17 protein-coding genes are annotated in these 15,959 nt (G+C 37.4%); 4 read left to right on the top strand and 13 right to left on the bottom strand.

The window, feature by feature from the left end; genetic code table 11:
• Positions 1-7 precede the first annotated feature (7 nt).
• From ACJ004_RS00870 to ACJ004_RS00850, 5 genes are all read right to left on the bottom strand, one after another.
• Positions 8-1,018, bottom strand: coding sequence for an ABC transporter ATP-binding protein (locus ACJ004_RS00870; protein ID WP_410890618.1), 1,011 nt, complete (start codon positions 1,016-1,018; stop codon positions 8-10).
• Positions 1,015-2,040, bottom strand: coding sequence for an ABC transporter ATP-binding protein (locus ACJ004_RS00865; protein WP_410890617.1), 1,026 nt, complete (start codon positions 2,038-2,040; stop codon positions 1,015-1,017). The genes ACJ004_RS00870 and ACJ004_RS00865 overlap by 4 nt, the downstream gene beginning before the upstream one ends.
• Positions 2,041-2,173: 133 nt before the next feature.
• Complete coding sequence (locus tag ACJ004_RS00860; protein WP_410890616.1) at positions 2,174-2,980, bottom strand: DUF2268 domain-containing putative Zn-dependent protease; 807 nt, start codon at positions 2,978-2,980, stop codon at positions 2,174-2,176.
• Positions 2,981-3,109: 129 nt separating this feature from the next.
• On the bottom strand, positions 3,110-4,348 hold the full coding sequence (gene fabF, locus ACJ004_RS00855) for a beta-ketoacyl-ACP synthase II (RefSeq protein ID WP_410890615.1): 1,239 nt from the start codon (positions 4,346-4,348) through the stop codon (positions 3,110-3,112).
• A 45-nt stretch (positions 4,349-4,393) separates the two neighbouring features.
• Complete coding sequence (locus ACJ004_RS00850) at positions 4,394-5,326, bottom strand: beta-ketoacyl-ACP synthase III (RefSeq protein WP_410891249.1); 933 nt, start codon at positions 5,324-5,326, stop codon at positions 4,394-4,396.
• A 204-nt stretch (positions 5,327-5,530) separates the two neighbouring features.
• Between ACJ004_RS00850 and ACJ004_RS00845 the strand changes: the two genes are divergently transcribed.
• Positions 5,531-5,764 (top strand): hypothetical protein, encoded by a 234-nt coding sequence (locus tag ACJ004_RS00845; protein ID WP_410890613.1) that lies wholly within the window; start codon positions 5,531-5,533, stop codon positions 5,762-5,764.
• 30 nt (positions 5,765-5,794) lie between these two features.
• On the opposite strand, the gene ACJ004_RS00840 is transcribed toward ACJ004_RS00845, so the two are convergent.
• From ACJ004_RS00840 to ACJ004_RS00830, 3 genes are all read right to left on the bottom strand, one after another.
• Positions 5,795-5,986: a ComZ family protein gene (locus ACJ004_RS00840; RefSeq protein WP_410890611.1), complete on the bottom strand. Its 192-nt coding sequence runs from the start codon at positions 5,984-5,986 to the stop codon at positions 5,795-5,797.
• A gap of 89 nt (positions 5,987-6,075) precedes the next feature.
• On the bottom strand, positions 6,076-6,915 hold the full coding sequence (locus tag ACJ004_RS00835) for a hypothetical protein (protein WP_410890610.1): 840 nt from the start codon (positions 6,913-6,915) through the stop codon (positions 6,076-6,078).
• Between the two features lie 79 nt (positions 6,916-6,994).
• Positions 6,995-7,717, bottom strand: coding sequence for a hydrolase (locus tag ACJ004_RS00830; protein WP_410890608.1), 723 nt, complete (start codon positions 7,715-7,717; stop codon positions 6,995-6,997).
• A gap of 243 nt (positions 7,718-7,960) precedes the next feature.
• On the opposite strand from ACJ004_RS00830, the gene ACJ004_RS00825 reads away from it, so the two are divergent.
• Positions 7,961-8,146 (top strand): YjzD family protein, encoded by a 186-nt coding sequence (locus ACJ004_RS00825; RefSeq protein ID WP_410890606.1) that lies wholly within the window; start codon positions 7,961-7,963, stop codon positions 8,144-8,146.
• A 42-nt stretch (positions 8,147-8,188) separates the two neighbouring features.
• Here ACJ004_RS00825 and clpB read toward each other — a convergent pair whose 3' ends face one another.
• Together clpB and ACJ004_RS00815 are read right to left on the bottom strand one after the other, a co-directional pair.
• Positions 8,189-10,783: an ATP-dependent chaperone ClpB gene (gene clpB / locus ACJ004_RS00820; protein ID WP_410890605.1), complete on the bottom strand. Its 2,595-nt coding sequence runs from the start codon at positions 10,781-10,783 to the stop codon at positions 8,189-8,191.
• A 161-nt stretch (positions 10,784-10,944) separates the two neighbouring features.
• A complete protein-coding gene (locus tag ACJ004_RS00815) occupies positions 10,945-11,124 on the bottom strand; it encodes a YjzC family protein (RefSeq protein ID WP_410890603.1) in 180 nt (59 codons plus the stop codon).
• Positions 11,125-11,394: 270 nt separating this feature from the next.
• On the opposite strand from ACJ004_RS00815, the gene ACJ004_RS00810 reads away from it, so the two are divergent.
• Positions 11,395-12,087, top strand: coding sequence for a Crp/Fnr family transcriptional regulator (locus ACJ004_RS00810; RefSeq protein WP_410890602.1), 693 nt, complete (start codon positions 11,395-11,397; stop codon positions 12,085-12,087).
• Between the two features lie 37 nt (positions 12,088-12,124).
• On the opposite strand, the gene ACJ004_RS00805 is transcribed toward ACJ004_RS00810, so the two are convergent.
• From ACJ004_RS00805 to ACJ004_RS00795, 3 genes are all read right to left on the bottom strand, one after another.
• Positions 12,125-12,853: a YwiC-like family protein gene (locus tag ACJ004_RS00805; RefSeq protein ID WP_410890601.1), complete on the bottom strand. Its 729-nt coding sequence runs from the start codon at positions 12,851-12,853 to the stop codon at positions 12,125-12,127.
• Positions 12,854-13,176: 323 nt separating this feature from the next.
• A complete protein-coding gene (gene mobB / locus ACJ004_RS00800) occupies positions 13,177-13,725 on the bottom strand; it encodes a molybdopterin-guanine dinucleotide biosynthesis protein B (RefSeq protein WP_410890599.1) in 549 nt (182 codons plus the stop codon).
• Positions 13,713-14,978 carry a molybdopterin molybdotransferase MoeA gene (locus tag ACJ004_RS00795; RefSeq protein WP_410890598.1) on the bottom strand — a complete coding sequence of 422 codons (1,266 nt, stop codon included), beginning with the start codon at positions 14,976-14,978 and terminating at the stop codon, positions 13,713-13,715. The genes mobB and ACJ004_RS00795 overlap by 13 nt, the downstream gene beginning before the upstream one ends.
• A 248-nt stretch (positions 14,979-15,226) precedes the next feature.
• Here ACJ004_RS00795 and ric point away from each other — a divergent pair, with 248 nt between their 5' ends.
• Positions 15,227-15,922, top strand: a complete 696-nt coding sequence (gene ric, locus ACJ004_RS00790) for an iron-sulfur cluster repair di-iron protein (protein WP_410890597.1) — start codon at positions 15,227-15,229, stop codon at positions 15,920-15,922.
• The last annotated feature ends 37 nt before the right edge of the window (positions 15,923-15,959 follow it).

Raw genomic sequence — 15,959 nt, 5'->3', positions numbered from 1 at the left:
CGCTTTTCTAGTAAAGGTGGCAAGCAACTCGATGAGAGGGCTTCACCTCCTTTAATACTGGCTTACTTTTAGAGCATTCCTCCATTGCCATTGGGCAGCGTGGATGGAATGTGCATCCCGTTGGAGGATTGATTGGGCTTGGCACGTCCCCTTTTAAGATAATCCGCTCTTTTTTTACCCTCGGATCAGGAGACGGAATGGCTGAGATTAAGGCTTGAGTATAGGGATGGAGAGGCTCTGCGTATAAGCTGCCTTTATCCGCAACCTCCACCATATTACCTAGGTACATGACACCAATTCGGTCACTCATGTGTTTAACCACACTTAAGTCATGAGCAATAAAGAGAAAAGTAAGGTTAAATTCTTCCTGTAAGTCTTTTAACAAATTTAAAACCTGTGATTGGACTGATACATCGAGTGCTGACACAGGTTCATCAGCAATAATTAGTTTTGGCTTTAGTGCTAAAGCTCTAGCAATTCCAATTCTTTGGCGCTGCCCCCCAGAAAATTCATGCGCATATTTATAGTAAGCATCTGGAGGTAACCCAACTTTATTTAATAAATCCATGACTTCTTGTTTTAATTTAACCTTTGATTTTTTGGAAAAGTTATAAATTGGCTCTGCGATAATATCTCCAACCATTTGCATAGGATTCAAAGAGGCATACGGGTCCTGAAACACCATTTGCATATCCTTTCGAATCTCTCGAAGTGATTTACCAGATACTTTGGTGATGTCTTTACCATTAAAAAGAATTTTGCCCTCCGTTGGTTTTAATAATCGAAGGATGGTTTTTCCTGCAGTTGATTTACCACAGCCAGATTCACCAACAAGCCCAAGTGTTTCTCCCTTTTTAATCTCAAAAGAAATATTATCCACTGCTTTTACATTCCCAATAGCCCGCTTTAAAAAACCGCCTTTAACAGGGTAATAGGTTTTAAGATTTTTAATTTCTAATAGATTTTCAGATTGTAAGGAAGTTAGGTCGCCCTGTTTATGTATTGAAACGGTACTCATGATCTCACCCCTTCTTTTGGTTTACTTGTTTCAAAGAGCAGACAGGCAACTTCATGGCCTTGTTCTACCTCTTCAAGTAATGGGGTAATTGCCGTGCATTCCGGCATTGCTTTAGGACACCGGTTCGCAAAACGGCAGCCTGCTTTGGGCATATTTATTAGCGAGGGGACGATTCCTTTAATCGAGCTTAACCTTTCTTCTTGTCCATCCATTTTTGGGATTGCCCCCAATAGTAAACTAGTATATGGATGTTTTGGATTATGGAAAAGCGTATCTACATCTGTGCGTTCTACCATTCTACCAGCATACATCACCATTACTTCATCACACATTTCAGCAATAACACCCAAATCATGTGTTATTAAAATAACGGACATATCGTTTACTGATTGAATTTCTTTTAGAAGTTCTAATATTTGAGCTTGAACCGTTACATCTAGCGCAGTCGTAGGTTCATCTGCAATTAATAATTTCGGCTGACATGCAATTGCAATTGCAATCATCACTCTTTGCCTCATCCCGCCAGATAGTTGATGTGGATATTCATCAACAATTTTTTCGGGTCTTGAAATTCCAACACTTTTTAATAGTGCGATTGATTTTTGCCTTGCCTCTTTCTTAGTCATTTTAAAATGATTAAAAAGGACTTCCTGTAGCTGGTAGCCAATGGTAAAGACTGGATTTAATGATGTCATTGGCTCTTGGAAAATCATTGAGACATTTTTTCCTCGGATTTTATTTATTTGAGAGTCAGACATTTTCTCTAGATTTATTCCATCAAAAATAACCTCTCCTGAATGAATTTTCCCGCTTCCCTGAGGCAGTAACTTCATAATTGAGAGACTCATAACTGATTTACCACAACCAGACTCTCCAACAATACCAACTATTTGACTTGGCTTTACAATAAACGAAACGTTATCTACTGCATTGTAATCAGTTCCGTCAATATCAAATGCCGTCTCTAAATTTTTCACCTCGAGCAGTGGTGCCTCTTTTTGCAGCGATTTTTTTGTGCTCATAGTACACCCTCTAACTTTTTAAATTATTCTGTTTATTCACACTATTAGAAAAATTCTATTACAAAATTGTTACAAACGCAACACTTTTTTGCATATTTTCTAATATTTACTATTTATTATTTTGAAAAAAAGCCTATTTTATTGGCTTTTTTTCGATGTAGTTATTATAGTAATCTAGGTATTTTATTGCGGGATTTGCAAATGATAGTTTTGCAGAATAATGTTTAGTTTGGTAAAAATGTTTAACAATATTAAATCCAACTGCATAACCGAGTAACTTAGGGAGCCTCCCCTCTCCGTAAAGTAATTCATCGTGTCCTCTTTCATTTTTTTTCGTATCTAGATGTTTTTTTAAATATTTATCCCAAAACATAATTAGCTCCTTTTCATTATACATACGGCACCATGAAGCTAAATATTCCGAACCGCAATATTTTAAAACTGCATATTCGGCTAGACCTTCAATGATTATGGAATCTAGCAAGGTATAGTCTTCCATTCTTTTATTTAACTGTGTTAGCCTGCAGACGTGGTGGTATTCATGGACCAATAGTGCCTCTACCTCTTTCGGATCTTTCATTTGCGAGAGGAAAAGGAACATTTTATCAGGAAACGAAACACCTGCTTTACTAGTCCCTTCTTTAAAAAAGAATCCGCCAGCTTGTGCTACGGGAAAGAGAAATACTGGTATTTCAGGGCCATTCCATTTCTCTTTATAATGATGAAAGAGTTGTTCTACTTTATTCCATGCTGTTTCTTCCTTTAGTCGATCGAAGATAACCTTTGTGGACCTAGACGGCCGGTACATCCCAAAATTCTTTAATTGATTGTATATTTCCTTCGGAGTTTCCACTTTAAAAAATGGTTCTAGTTTTTCACAAATCTTTACTGGTCTGTCAAACTCCTCCTCCAACCATTGATCTGTCCGGATAATGCCCATACCTTCACCCCATTAACATTAGCTCTCTGAACAGTTTATGAAGGTAATGGAAAGTGGTTCATAGAAAAAAATGGATAAACCAAATAACAAAAAAATACGACCAGACAGTAGTCTGGTCGATTAATTGGCTTATTCATATTTTTTGAACACGATCGTTGCATTGTGCCCGCCAAAGCCTAGCGAATTACTCATTGCTGTGTTAATTTCCTTTGGTCGTGCTTCATTTGCTACATAATCTAAGTCACATTCAGGATCTGGTGTTTCATAGTTAATGGTTGGTGGAAGCATGCCGTCTCTTATCGCTAATACCGAAAAGATTGCTTCTACACCTCCTGCAGCACCAAGAAGATGCCCCGTCATAGATTTAGTTGAGCTAATAGCTAATTTATAAGCATGCTCACCGAATACCTCTTTAACGGCAAGGGTCTCAAACTTGTCATTATATCCTGTACTAGTCCCATGGGCGTTAACATAATCAATTTCCTCAGGGTTAAGCCCGCCATCATTGATGGCCATTTTCATTGCACGGGCACCCCCTTCACCACCTGGTGCTGGTGCAGTAATATGATAGGCATCACCCGTTGCCCCATAGCCGACGATTTCAGCGTAAATTTTAGCACCACGCGCTAAGGCATGCTCAAGTTCTTCCAAGACAATAATCCCTGCACCTTCCCCAATGACAAATCCATCACGATTTTTATCGAATGGTCTGCTAGCCGTCTTTGGATCTGGATTTGTAGAAAGGGCAGTATTCGCACAAAAACCTGCGACAGACATTTTTGTAATCGGTGCTTCCGCTCCACCTGATATCATTGCATCGGCATCGCCACGTTGAATTACTTTAAAGGCATCACCAATTGAATTTGTACCTGTTGCACAAGCAGTTACCGTACATGAGTTGAAGCCTCGTGCACCTAATGTAATTGAAACTTGTCCAGTAGCCATATCAGGAATTAACATTGGTACGAAAAATGGACTTACCCTCTTATAGCCTCTCTTTTGAAATATCTCGAACTGCTGTTCAAAGGTTTCCATACCACCAATTCCAGAACCAATCCAAACGCCAATTCGATGTGAGTTATCTTCGTTAATTGGTAAATTAGCATCTTTCACTGCCATTAATGCCGCTGCCACAGCAAATTGTGTAAAACGATCCATTTTGCGTGCATCTTTTCGATCCATAAATGCTTCAGGATCAAAATCAGTTGATTCTGCTGCAACTTTTGCTGGATATTCATCAGCATTGACTCTCGTCAACGGCCCAATTCCAGATTTCCCTGCTAATATGTTTTTCCAAGTAGTTTCGGCATCATTTCCAAGCGGCGTTACTGCACCTATGCCTGTTACTACAACCCTGCGCTTTTCCATATTATCTATCTCCTTCATTCTTATCTTTTTTACAAAACGGTATCCTTATTTTCCCCATTTGATGGCAATCGCACCCCAGGTTAAGCCTCCACCGAAACCTACCATGACAATGATGTCATCATCCTTAATTCTTCCTTCTTCCAAATCCTCCACAATCGAAATTGGAATCGATGCAGCAGAAGTATTACCATATTTATTAATAGTTTTTGACATTTTTTCAACAGGCAATTCCAATCTTTGTCTAGATGCTTCCATGATTCGAATATTGGCTTGATGAGGAATCAGGAAATCGACATCATCTTTTGTCAAACCTGCTTTTTCGAGAACATTAATACAGCTCTCCCCCATTTGCCTTACAGCAAATTTAAAAACTTCCCTGCCATTCATAATAATATATTCATCCTGGTACAAGTGCTTAGATCCTGTTCCATCAGCGCCAAGTTCGAAGGAAAGAATGCCACGATCTTCTGAAACAGGACCGATAATTGTGGCGCCAGCCCCGTCCCCAAATAATACTGCCGTATTACGGTCAGACCAGTCAGTAACTTTCGAAAGCTTTTCCACTCCAACGACTAGGACATATTTATAAACCTCGGTTTCAATGAATTGTTTCGCTGTCACAATTCCGTACATAAATCCAGCACAAGCTGCACTGACATCCATTGCTGCCGCCTTTTTGGCTCCGAGCCTTTCTTGAATTCTGCAGGCAACCGATGGAAAAGGAGTATCAGGAGTAACCGTAGCTACCAAGATTAAATCAATCTCTTCAGCGGTAATACCTGCAGCTTGAATCGCTTTTTGGGCTGCTTCAAAAGCCATGTCTGAAGTATCAACATCATCGGCTGCAATTCTCCTTTCTTCGATTCCAGTCATCGTGCGAATCCATTCATCAGATGTATCCATTATCTTTTCTAAATCTTTATTGGTAACAATTTTTTCTGGTAAATATCTACCGATCCCTACGATCCCTGCTTTCACGCGTTCCATCTCCTTTATTTTTGACAAGATTCTCTATATCCTATTGTTTAATATCAATTATTATGACTTGGTACTAATTTTATCAAATAAAGCGTATTTTAAGCAACTGTTTCTTCTTATTTATTCCTCCGCTAATGTACATTCCTTTTATTCGTTTATTCATATTCTATCTTAAAGAGGTAGTTGAAAGGAGATGTGCTATTAATGGAAGAAAAAAGTCAAAATGAACAGAATAATCTTGAGCGTTTTAATGATTTCATGTTTGGAACCCGCGGCTTAAATCATCGAAAGGATTATCATTCCCAAGAATCTTCAACCAATTCATCATCAATTGATTATGAGCAGCTTATAAATACAATTGATAGCATTATGGAATCAGTAAGTAGTTTAAAACCGGTCGTTCAATCTGTACTAGGACAAATTTTAAAAAAGAAATAAGCTCTCGACGAGTTCGAGAGCTTATTTCTTTTAGATTTCTTTTCGCCCATCGGCTAACCCGAGTTCGTATGCGTCTTGCATGACCTTTGTAAAAAGATTCATAAACGGCTCGATTAATTCCATCGATAATTCCACGCCCGCCTTGTCCAATTGTTCTTTCGCTTCAGGTAAGTATTTCATCGCAATCTGCATAAATTCTAACGTTTTCTCTTGACTAGTCATATTTACTCCTTTAAATGTCATTAGCTAAATGAATCCCTTTATTTCATCATCCCTATTTCCAACATATTCTATACGAAAATCACAACACTTTACAAACGATTTGCATACAACCGTCGAACATGTTCTATTTGTTGTTGAATTGATGTTTTCAAAGGGGTAATTTTTTTTACCGTTATGGTTACAATGTCAGGCTTCAATAATAAAGATTCATCACTATTTTTCATCGCATGATTTTCACTGATATTTAGACATTCAGCACATCTCACCCAATGATTTTTCTTTCCACTTTCAAGGATATAACTGCCTGATTTTCCTGTTTCAATAAGCTCTTCGATCGACTCTATAGCATCATCGATAAAAAGGGCATCCAATGTCCATTCACGTTCATCATTTGTAGTACTTATTTCTTTGTATTTTGAAACCAACACTTTTTGAAACAAAAAAGCTGGCATTTGCCATGGACCATAAATGGAGGGTAAGTAAATAAACTGAGTATTTTTTCCGAATCCTTTTATTAAAGAGAGGAATTTCTCAATCTCTTTCCCCCTAAATGTACTTGTTAGCATCTGAATGGGGAGAATAAAAACAATATTGACTTTGTCCTTATTCCCCTCCAGATATTGAATCATTGGCTTGGTTACGGTTCCATCCTCTAAGATTTCTTCTTTTTTGCTCATAAAAAGGTCATATATTGATATGATAAGACTTGTATTATTCGTAACTTTCTCTTTAACGCTTTTCCACTGGAATAATGAGCGCTCTAATAAATTTGCATTCCGGCCCACTTCAAGTCTTTTTTCTTCAAGAAATGGACTATTATCCGTCTCTTCTAGATGAATGCCCTCAACCTCGATCCCTTTATTTAATAACCTCTTGCAAATATGAAAATTTACAAAATCAAACAAACCGAAAAGTATTGCCCTGTCCATAAACTCTTCCTCCCCACACTATCCTTAATGAATCCTATGCGCATCACGAAAGAATTATTTCTTGTGAAGAGGATGTGGATTACAAGACCGACTCATGGCTGTTGAAAAACCTTATCATAATTTTCCCTAGCTGTTGTTTTTTTTCCGGAAGAATAAACGTTGGATTCATTTCTGTTTTACTAAAAAGTTGTTGATACAATTTAGTCTGATTGTACGCTCTCCCCCCAGACAGGACATGGATTATTTTAACTGGACATTCAAATGGATAAATAATGGATTCTTTCATACTGATAATAGTGTTTTCAAGTACCTTCTGGTCCATTTGATACGCTAATGCTAATTCTCCTAGTAACTTTTTATAAAAAAATTTATGTTCCTTTTCTTGTTCAAGATGACTTTTTAAGGAAAGAATCGGATTAAGCAAAACAACCGATCTTATTGTGTGTTTCATTTTTTCCATTAATTTCAATGCCACCAATGCCCCCATACCTTCAGCCAAAATATGAATTTTGTTATTAAGGATTTCGCTCCGTATTACATGCTGATATAATCTCTCTGCAAGTTCAACAGCATTTTCGCTCCCCCAGTTTCGCCCATAAAGATTCGAGGAAAAAATGGTGTACCCTTTTTCTTTTAACTCGTCGATAATTGCTAACTTACCTTCATTTTGAGTCCAAAAGCATTTACTGTCATCAACAAAATGCCTTTCATCCCCAATAATCAAGATCCCAAATCCTGTAGGCTTTTCTGGGTAGTGAATAATATTCCATTGGGTATCCATCTGAAAATTGCGATTCTCCATCGATAAATCTCCTTTTCCATATTTCCTCACAGTATTGTATGCCGTCTTATTAAAGATGAAAGGGGGTTTGCCTATTTTTTGTATGGAACATGATAAAATCAAGTAAATCTAACCATTAAGTATCGAGCCACATGAAAAAACGAATGGTACAACTTACCACAGGCAGAAGTTTCACTTTATCATTTCAGAATCATATGATAATATTAATAAAGATGTAAAATAGGTTGTTCGAGGTGAAGAATAATGCGTTTTTTTTGGACCCTTTTCTGGTCATTTCTATTAGTGCAAATGCTTACATACGTAGTGAGCTCAATGACTGCAGGTGCTGAATATGATTTCGCTACTGGTACTATTGCTGCAGTTGGTGTAACGATTTTGATTTACGCTATCACTGCATTGATTCCAAACGAGCCTGTCTCAAAACATTAAAAAAAAGTCATCCAAATGGATGACCTTTTTTTATAGGATTCATTATATAACTCCTAAATTAATTTCCCCTTTATTGATACTTATCTCCACTTTTGACTGATCATGTAGTTTACCACTAATAATTTCACGTGCAATTTTAGTCTCGATATTTCTTTGGATGAATCTTTTTAAGGGTCTGGCTCCATAAATAGGATCAAATCCATTGACAGCAATAAATTCTTTTGCATCCTCATTGATGATAATATCTATATGTTGATGTCTTAAGCGATTTTGTAATTCTCTCATCATTTTGGCCACGATATTCTTAATCTCATCTAATGATAATGGCTTAAAAAGGATTGTTTCGTCTATTCGATTTAAAAACTCTGGTCGAAAATGTACCCTTAATTGACCCATCACTTTTTCCCGAACCGTTTCAGAGATTTCATTTTCTGTTTCATTTCGTTCTAGTAAAAATTGTGAGCCAATATTAGAGGTCATAATAATCACCGTATTTTTAAAGTCAACTACACGCCCTTGGGAGTCTGTAATTCTTCCGTCATCGAGTGCTTGAAGAAGGATATTAAAGACCTCAGGATGAGCCTTTTCTATTTCGTCCATTAAGATCACTGAATATGGTCTTCTCCTAACTGCTTCGGTTAATTGTCCGCCCTCTTCATAGCCTATATATCCTGGAGGGGCACCAATTAAGCGGGAAACTGCATGCTTTTCCATATATTCAGACATATCAATGCGAATGATATGTTCTTCACTGTCGAATAAAGACTCGGCCAAAGCTTTGGCTAATTCTGTTTTCCCGACTCCAGTTGGGCCCAAAAATAAAAACGATCCAATTGGTCGGTTAGGGTCTTTAATTCCCGCTCTTGCCCTTAAAACTGCATCTGCTACCAAATTTACTGCTTCATTCTGCCCGATTACCCTTTCGTGCAGGATTGATTCTAATTTGAGCAATTTCTCTCTCTCGCCTTCGACTAGCTTAGAAAGCGGAATTCCAGTCCATCTGGATACAATGTTCGAAATTTCTTCTCCAGTAACTTCTTCACGCAATAATCTTTCATCCTTAGCGGTTGCCGTTTCAAGTTCTTTCAGTTCTTTTTCGGCTAACGGGATTTGACCGTGTCGAAGTTCTGCAGCACGGTTTAAATCATATTTATCCTCTGCTTGTTGAAGTTCTCTGCGAAGTCTTTCCAGTTGCTCCCTTTTCTCCTGCAATTTTTGGATACTTTGTTTCTCATGAAGCCATTTTGCCTTCATTTCATTAGCCGTTTCTTTAAGTTCAGCAAGTTCTTTTAGAAGTGCATCCAGCCTTAGCTTGCTCCCTTCATCAACCTCTTTACTTAATGCTGCCTCTTCAATTTCTAGTTGCATAACCCTGCGAGTTACTTCATCTAACTCTGTGGGCATCGAATCTATTTCAGTGCGGATTAGTGCACAAGCTTCATCGACAAGATCAATGGCTTTATCAGGCAAGAAGCGATCAGTGATATAACGATCCGATAATGTTGCCGCTGCTACCAAGGCGTGATCATGTATTTTAACTCCATGATGAACCTCATACCGTTCTTTTAAGCCTCTTAGAATGGATATCGTGTCTTCAACGTTAGGTTCTTGGACTAGGACCTGCTGAAATCTCCGTTCTAGTGCAGGATCTTTCTCAATATACTTTCGGTGTTCATCCAGAGTAGTTGCTCCAATACAATGAAGTTCGCCTCGTGCAAGCATCGGTTTTAACATATTTCCTGCATCCATAGCACCTTCTGTTTTCCCAGCACCCACAATTGTATGAATTTCATCGATAAATAATAAGATCCTCCCTTCACTCTTTTTAACCTCATTTAATACTGCCTTTAAACGTTCTTCAAACTCACCTCTAAATTTTGCACCCGCAATTAACGCACTCATATCTAATGAAAAAATAGTCTTATCCTTTAAACCTTCTGGAACATCTTTTCTAACTATCCTCTGTGCAAGACCCTCGACAATTGCGGTCTTTCCTACGCCAGGTTCACCGATTAACACCGGATTATTCTTGGTTTTTCTTGATAAAATTCGAATAACATTTCGAATTTCAGAATCACGTCCAATTACAGGATCCATTTTTCCTTCTCTAACCTCAGCAACAAGATCCCGCCCATATTTTTTTAAGGCATCATATCCTGCCTCTGGATTTTGTGATGTCACTCTTTGGTTCCCCCTTATTTCTTTAATTGCTTGTAAAACATGATCTGGTTGTTTCCCAAAAGTTCGTAATATCTTGTGCAAATCGGAGTCATCAGAATATACTGCAGCCAACAAAGTATGCTCGACAGATAAATACTCATCCGAAAATTTTTTCGCAAAATCCTCAGCCTTTACAAGTAATTTTTGAAGCCTCGCCGTTATATATAGTTTTCCTTGTTCCACCCCACTGCCGGTAACCACTGGTTTCTTTGTTAAAAATTCAAGGAGGTCCTTTTTTGTTTTTTCGGAAGACAAACCCGTTCTTTCTAAAATGGCAGATATGAGACTATCTTCTTGCTCCATTAACGATATAAATAAATGAGGTTCATCAATTTCTTGATGATTTTTCTTTACTGCCAATGACTGGGCATCCATCAAACCTTTCTGTAATCGTTCCGTCATCCGGTTCATGTCCATTTTCCTACACCTTCTTTGACCAAATTTGACCTTTGTCTTCATTATAAAACAAACCTGTCTAAAAAGTAAATTTTCTCAGTGTAGAAACCTTCCAGCCTTTCTATTGTTGAGATTAGACAAAAGAAAAAGCCACCCAATGGATGACCTTTTCCATATTAAATTTATGGTTTTCGCTGATATGTCCAAACGCGTTCATCATTAGATGTCTCGGGAAATGCATCCCCTGCTTTTAACCTGATCTTTTTGGGATTATTTACATTACTTCCCGTATCTCCTACTTCAACGTAAACACCATTATTAGGCGCTTTTTTTCCGGATTTAAACTGATGATTTTGTCCCATTCTTTTCCCTCCTTTTCTTCACATTGTTATTATTTCCTTTTGAAGCTCTGTCATTATTGGCATTTCTTACAAATTCATTTATATATCGACATTATTTCCTAAGAAATATGCCAAGCCGGATCGAACTTATGACGATTGTATGAACTTATTGCTCATTTATTGCTAATTATTCTTTGTTAACAATATAATTATAGTATTATCTTGTAAATCCAACCTTGACTGTCAATTTTTTTATATCAAATTTTCGTACCTTTAAAGGTGGTTATGAGTATGCAGTCAGTAAAAGAAATGCCGGTAACACTGTCCCATCTTTTTGATACAGTTCACCATATAAAGAAAGTGGAAAAAGGTACTTTTTTATTCCAGGAAGGATCTCCTGCCGATGAATTGTACATTGTTCAAAGCGGAATTTTGCAAATCAGCAAGATCATTCCTGATGGAAGAGAGCTCACACTACGATTGTGCTCGCGAGGTGATTTTGTTGGCGAATTAAACTTATTCTCCCCTTCTTCTCGATATTTATTAAGTGCGCGGGTTATTGAAAGTGGTGAGGTTGCCGTTATTATGAAAGATACGCTCGAAGAAAAACTATCGCAAAATCTGTCGCTTTCATTTGAATTCATTAAGTGGATGAGCCAACAATATCGAAAAACCCAAACCAAGTTTCGTGATTTGGTTCTCCATGGTAAAAAAGGAGCTCTCTACTCTACGCTTATTCGAATTACTAATAGTTATGGAATTAAAACGAATAAAGGAATTTTGATCGAATTACCACTAACCAATCAAGAGTTAGCAAATTTTTGCGGTACTTCACGGGAAGTTGTCAACCGCTTGTTGAGTGATTTACGGAAGACAGGAATTCTATCTATTGATAAGGGCACAATTACGATACATGATTTAGACTATTTAAAAAGGGAAATTGATTGTGAAGAATGTCCAGTAGAAATCTGTAAAGTGGATTAGATTAGATAAAAAAAATCGGTCATTATGACCGATTTTTTTATGTTAATAAGACTATTTGAATGGCGACTATTGTAAAAAATAGCGCAGAATTGATGATTTCGTAAATACCAATTTGTTTTGGGGTTAACGGTTTCCTATAAAAAATGATTGCTCGTAGTAAACTAGGGATCAAAGCTAAGGCAACAATCCAAGTTCCAAAACTGAAGCAAGCGACCACTAACAATATATGGTAAATCCATGAAATCCATTTAAATTGGTTATTCTTTCTCTCCCTAATCATTGTTTTGACATAAAAGGTACAACCAACAAAAAATAAGACCGAAATTAAAAAAGGGAAAACAATAGTCTCAATGGTTATCCCACCATGGGCTAAATAACTGCTTGCTAAGCCCGCAATGGAAAAGGCAAAAATAGCACTGAGATCATTCATAAACGCGCGATCTTGATTCTTTGAAGTATAGTACGCATTAATCACAAAACACGGAAGCATCAGAAGACCAAAATAAATGATTGATGGTCTTTCGAACAGTGGAATAAGTAAAAGTAACAGCGACGGAATCATATATATAACCGTCCATTTTATATAAAAAGGGATCTTTTTTCTTTTAAATAAAAGGAGCATCGGATAGGTTGCCAAGTACAATAAGAGCCAGCCGATGAAAAACGGAATATGCTTCCAAAGGAAGCCCCCTTCAATGACACCAAGCCAAAAAGGGATGATTAGCATTGCCCATGCACCATGTTGTTTCGGTAGAAATAACTTCATCATTTTCACTCCTTTTCCCTGCCTACCCTAAATATAAGCTAGCATAGCGGAAAAATAAGTGAAACACATCACATAATTACATGAAAAAAGAAGGCCATCGCCTTCTTTTTGTGACAATTTTGTATAGGTTTGAATGGAGTGCAGCAATCTTTTCATCTACTAGGTAACTATCAGCATCTCTAGTTCGGTTAACCCATGAGCGATTGCTACATTTCCATTAACCAGCCTATTATTTATTTAACAAACATGATATCCCCTAATTTGTATTATAGAGGATATCCATATTTCAAGCTGTGATAAAAGTAACAGATTTGACAATTCTATTAACTTTTTTTATCAATTTTATGAACAAGTTCGTTTAGAAATTTCAAAGTCCAGATTATTGCCTTTTTATCATCAATCTGAAAGCAAGGAACCTTCGTTTTCGATGTGAGTTCCATTTCCATTTCTTCTTTCCAATAAATAATTGCTGCCACATTAGATACCTTATTTAATAAAGAAAGGTCATTTTCATTTCTTAATAACAGCAACTTCGGAAAAGTCTCAAGTTTATAACCTTCGATTAAAATCACATCTGGCTGAAAAAATTTCATCAATTCTATCTGATCGTGTAGTGAGTAATAATCGTTCCCTGTTTGAAGGAGGATACTCCCGTCTCCCTCAACAATGGAAGCAAGCGCGCCAGCATTTACATGTTTTTCTGTATCTTTAATCGGTATGTTCTCTGGCTTGCCACCATGACCGTGATGTTTAATGGTAACTGTTTTTACTCCTTTTTCAGCTAACATTTTAATCAACTTTGTAGTAATTGTGGTCTTTCCACTATTTTGATAACCCACCACTTGAAAAATGACCGGCGTTACCAAGGCCACTCGCTGCCCACTTGGTCTTCGAGAAGAAGGACATCTACCTCATTGCCTGCTGAATAGCCTCTAGTTCCGCCTGGAAGAATCATCAACGAATTAGCTCCAGAGAGGCTCATAATGATGTTTGACTTATCGAGACCACTCGGTGTTGCCTTAAGTCTTCCGGCATCGATAAACGAAGAACTTCGTACAAATCTTGTAAACGGATTAGCTTTAGGAAAATCCGCATCTAAAAGAGCTTTTTCTTTACGAAGATGCGGTTTTTCAGAAAAAAGCATTCTTCTAATGATTGGGCGGGCAAACAATTCAAACCCAACATAACATGCGGAAGGATTCCCCGAAAGTCCAAATAGAAGTTTCCCATTATACTGTGCCACAGTCGTCACACTTCCAGGTCGCATGGCCACTTTATTAAAGAAAACCTCCGCACCAAGCTTTTCATAAATTGCTGGCAGATAATCAAAATCCCCAACTGAAACCCCGCCGGTTGTAATTAACAAATCCACTTCGTTTAAAGCATTTTTCACTGCTTCAAAACAAGTGTCAAACTCATCCGGAAGCTTGCCTAAATAAAGGACAATCCCACCTGCTCTTTCTATTTGAGCTGCGATCATATGGGAATTACTGTTACGAATTTTCCCTGGAACTAGAGCCTCGTTGACCTCTAATAGCTCCGTCCCTGTAGCAAATAATCCAACCAGAGGTTTTTTCGCCACGGCCACACGTTCGTATCCAAACGTCGCAAGCATGGCTTGTATCCCGGGATTTATTAAGGTCCCTTTTTTCACCAAAACTTCACCTTGCTTCGCATCCTCGCCTCTAAACGAAACATTGTCACCTTTTTTAAACCTGCGTTTAATTGACATATAGGGGATCCCATTCTTTTCATATATCTGTGCAAGTTCGAACATTACCACTGCATCTGTACCTTCAGGCATCATCGCACCAGTCATAATTCTTACCGCTTGGAACGCTCTAATTACTTTTTTTGACACCATTCCAGCACCAATATGATCGACTACTTCAAATTCAACAATATTGGATAATGAGGCATCACATGTATCTATTGACCTGACGGCAAAGCCATCGTAGGGTGCCCGATCAAAATGAGGCACATCACTTGTTGCTACTAAATCCTCTGATAAAAAGCGCCCATAGCTTTCATTTATTGAAACATGTTCGGTAACACCTTGTAATTGATATTTCATAATTTTTTCGACCGCTTCCCCAATGGGTATCGGTCTTCTTCTTTCGAACAAAATTATCAGCTCCTACCATAAACTTATATGTATTAATTTTGATATGTACCATTTATCAATGATTAATTTTCATTATAAACTTATTAAAAACTTAGTAACATATCAAAAGTCACAAAATAAAGGAATACATCTATAAAAATGAAAATCATAGCGAATGTGTGATTCACGTCACCTAGTTTTTATCCAGTTTAATTTATGATTAGTTTAGCGTTAATAAACAGGATTATTTTTTAAGGAGGAAATATACTATGAGTTTCACGATTACTGCAGATACATTAGTTAAAGATATTGTAAACGAATTACCAAAAACAAGTGATGTTTTCAAAAAAAATCGGATTGATTTTTGCTGTGGTGGTAACATTCCGTTATCGGATGCGGTTATTCAAAATAATCTTAACCTCGATACATTATTAGAGGAATTAAACGTAGTCTTTGAAACATACGAAAACGCTGAGAAAGATGTTGAAGTTTGGACTACCTCTGACTCAACTACTATTATTAATCATGTCATCTCCAATTACCATCGTGTATCTGAAGAGGAACTAACCATGCTTAGTCCCTATATAACAAAAGTATCTCGTGTCCATGGAGATAACCACCCAGAATTATTACAGGTAAATGAACTCTTTTATGAATTCAAAAAAGAATTGATGGAACATATGGCAAAAGAGGAAGCCGTTGTTTTCCCATTAATTAAGCAGCTGGCAGATGGAACGGTTGAAAACCGTGAAGAAGCAATTGCAATGATCGTTGAATTAGAAAAAGAGCATGACCATGCAGGAGAGATTTTAAGAAAAATCCGTGCAGTTACCTCTGACTATACACTTCCTCTAGATGCTTGTGGAACGTATCGTTTAGTGTATGCGCGTTTAGAGGCTTTAGAAGGATTAACCTTTATGCATGTCCATCTTGAAAACAACATCTTATTTCCAAGATATCTATAATAATTAAAACAGCCTGTTATCCCAGGCTGCTTTTTTG

This window comes from Neobacillus sp. 204, assembly GCF_046562815.1.
Lineage (GTDB): Bacteria > Bacillota > Bacilli > Bacillales > Cytobacillaceae > Neobacillus.
This window is presented reverse-complemented; position numbering and strand designations above follow the sequence as displayed.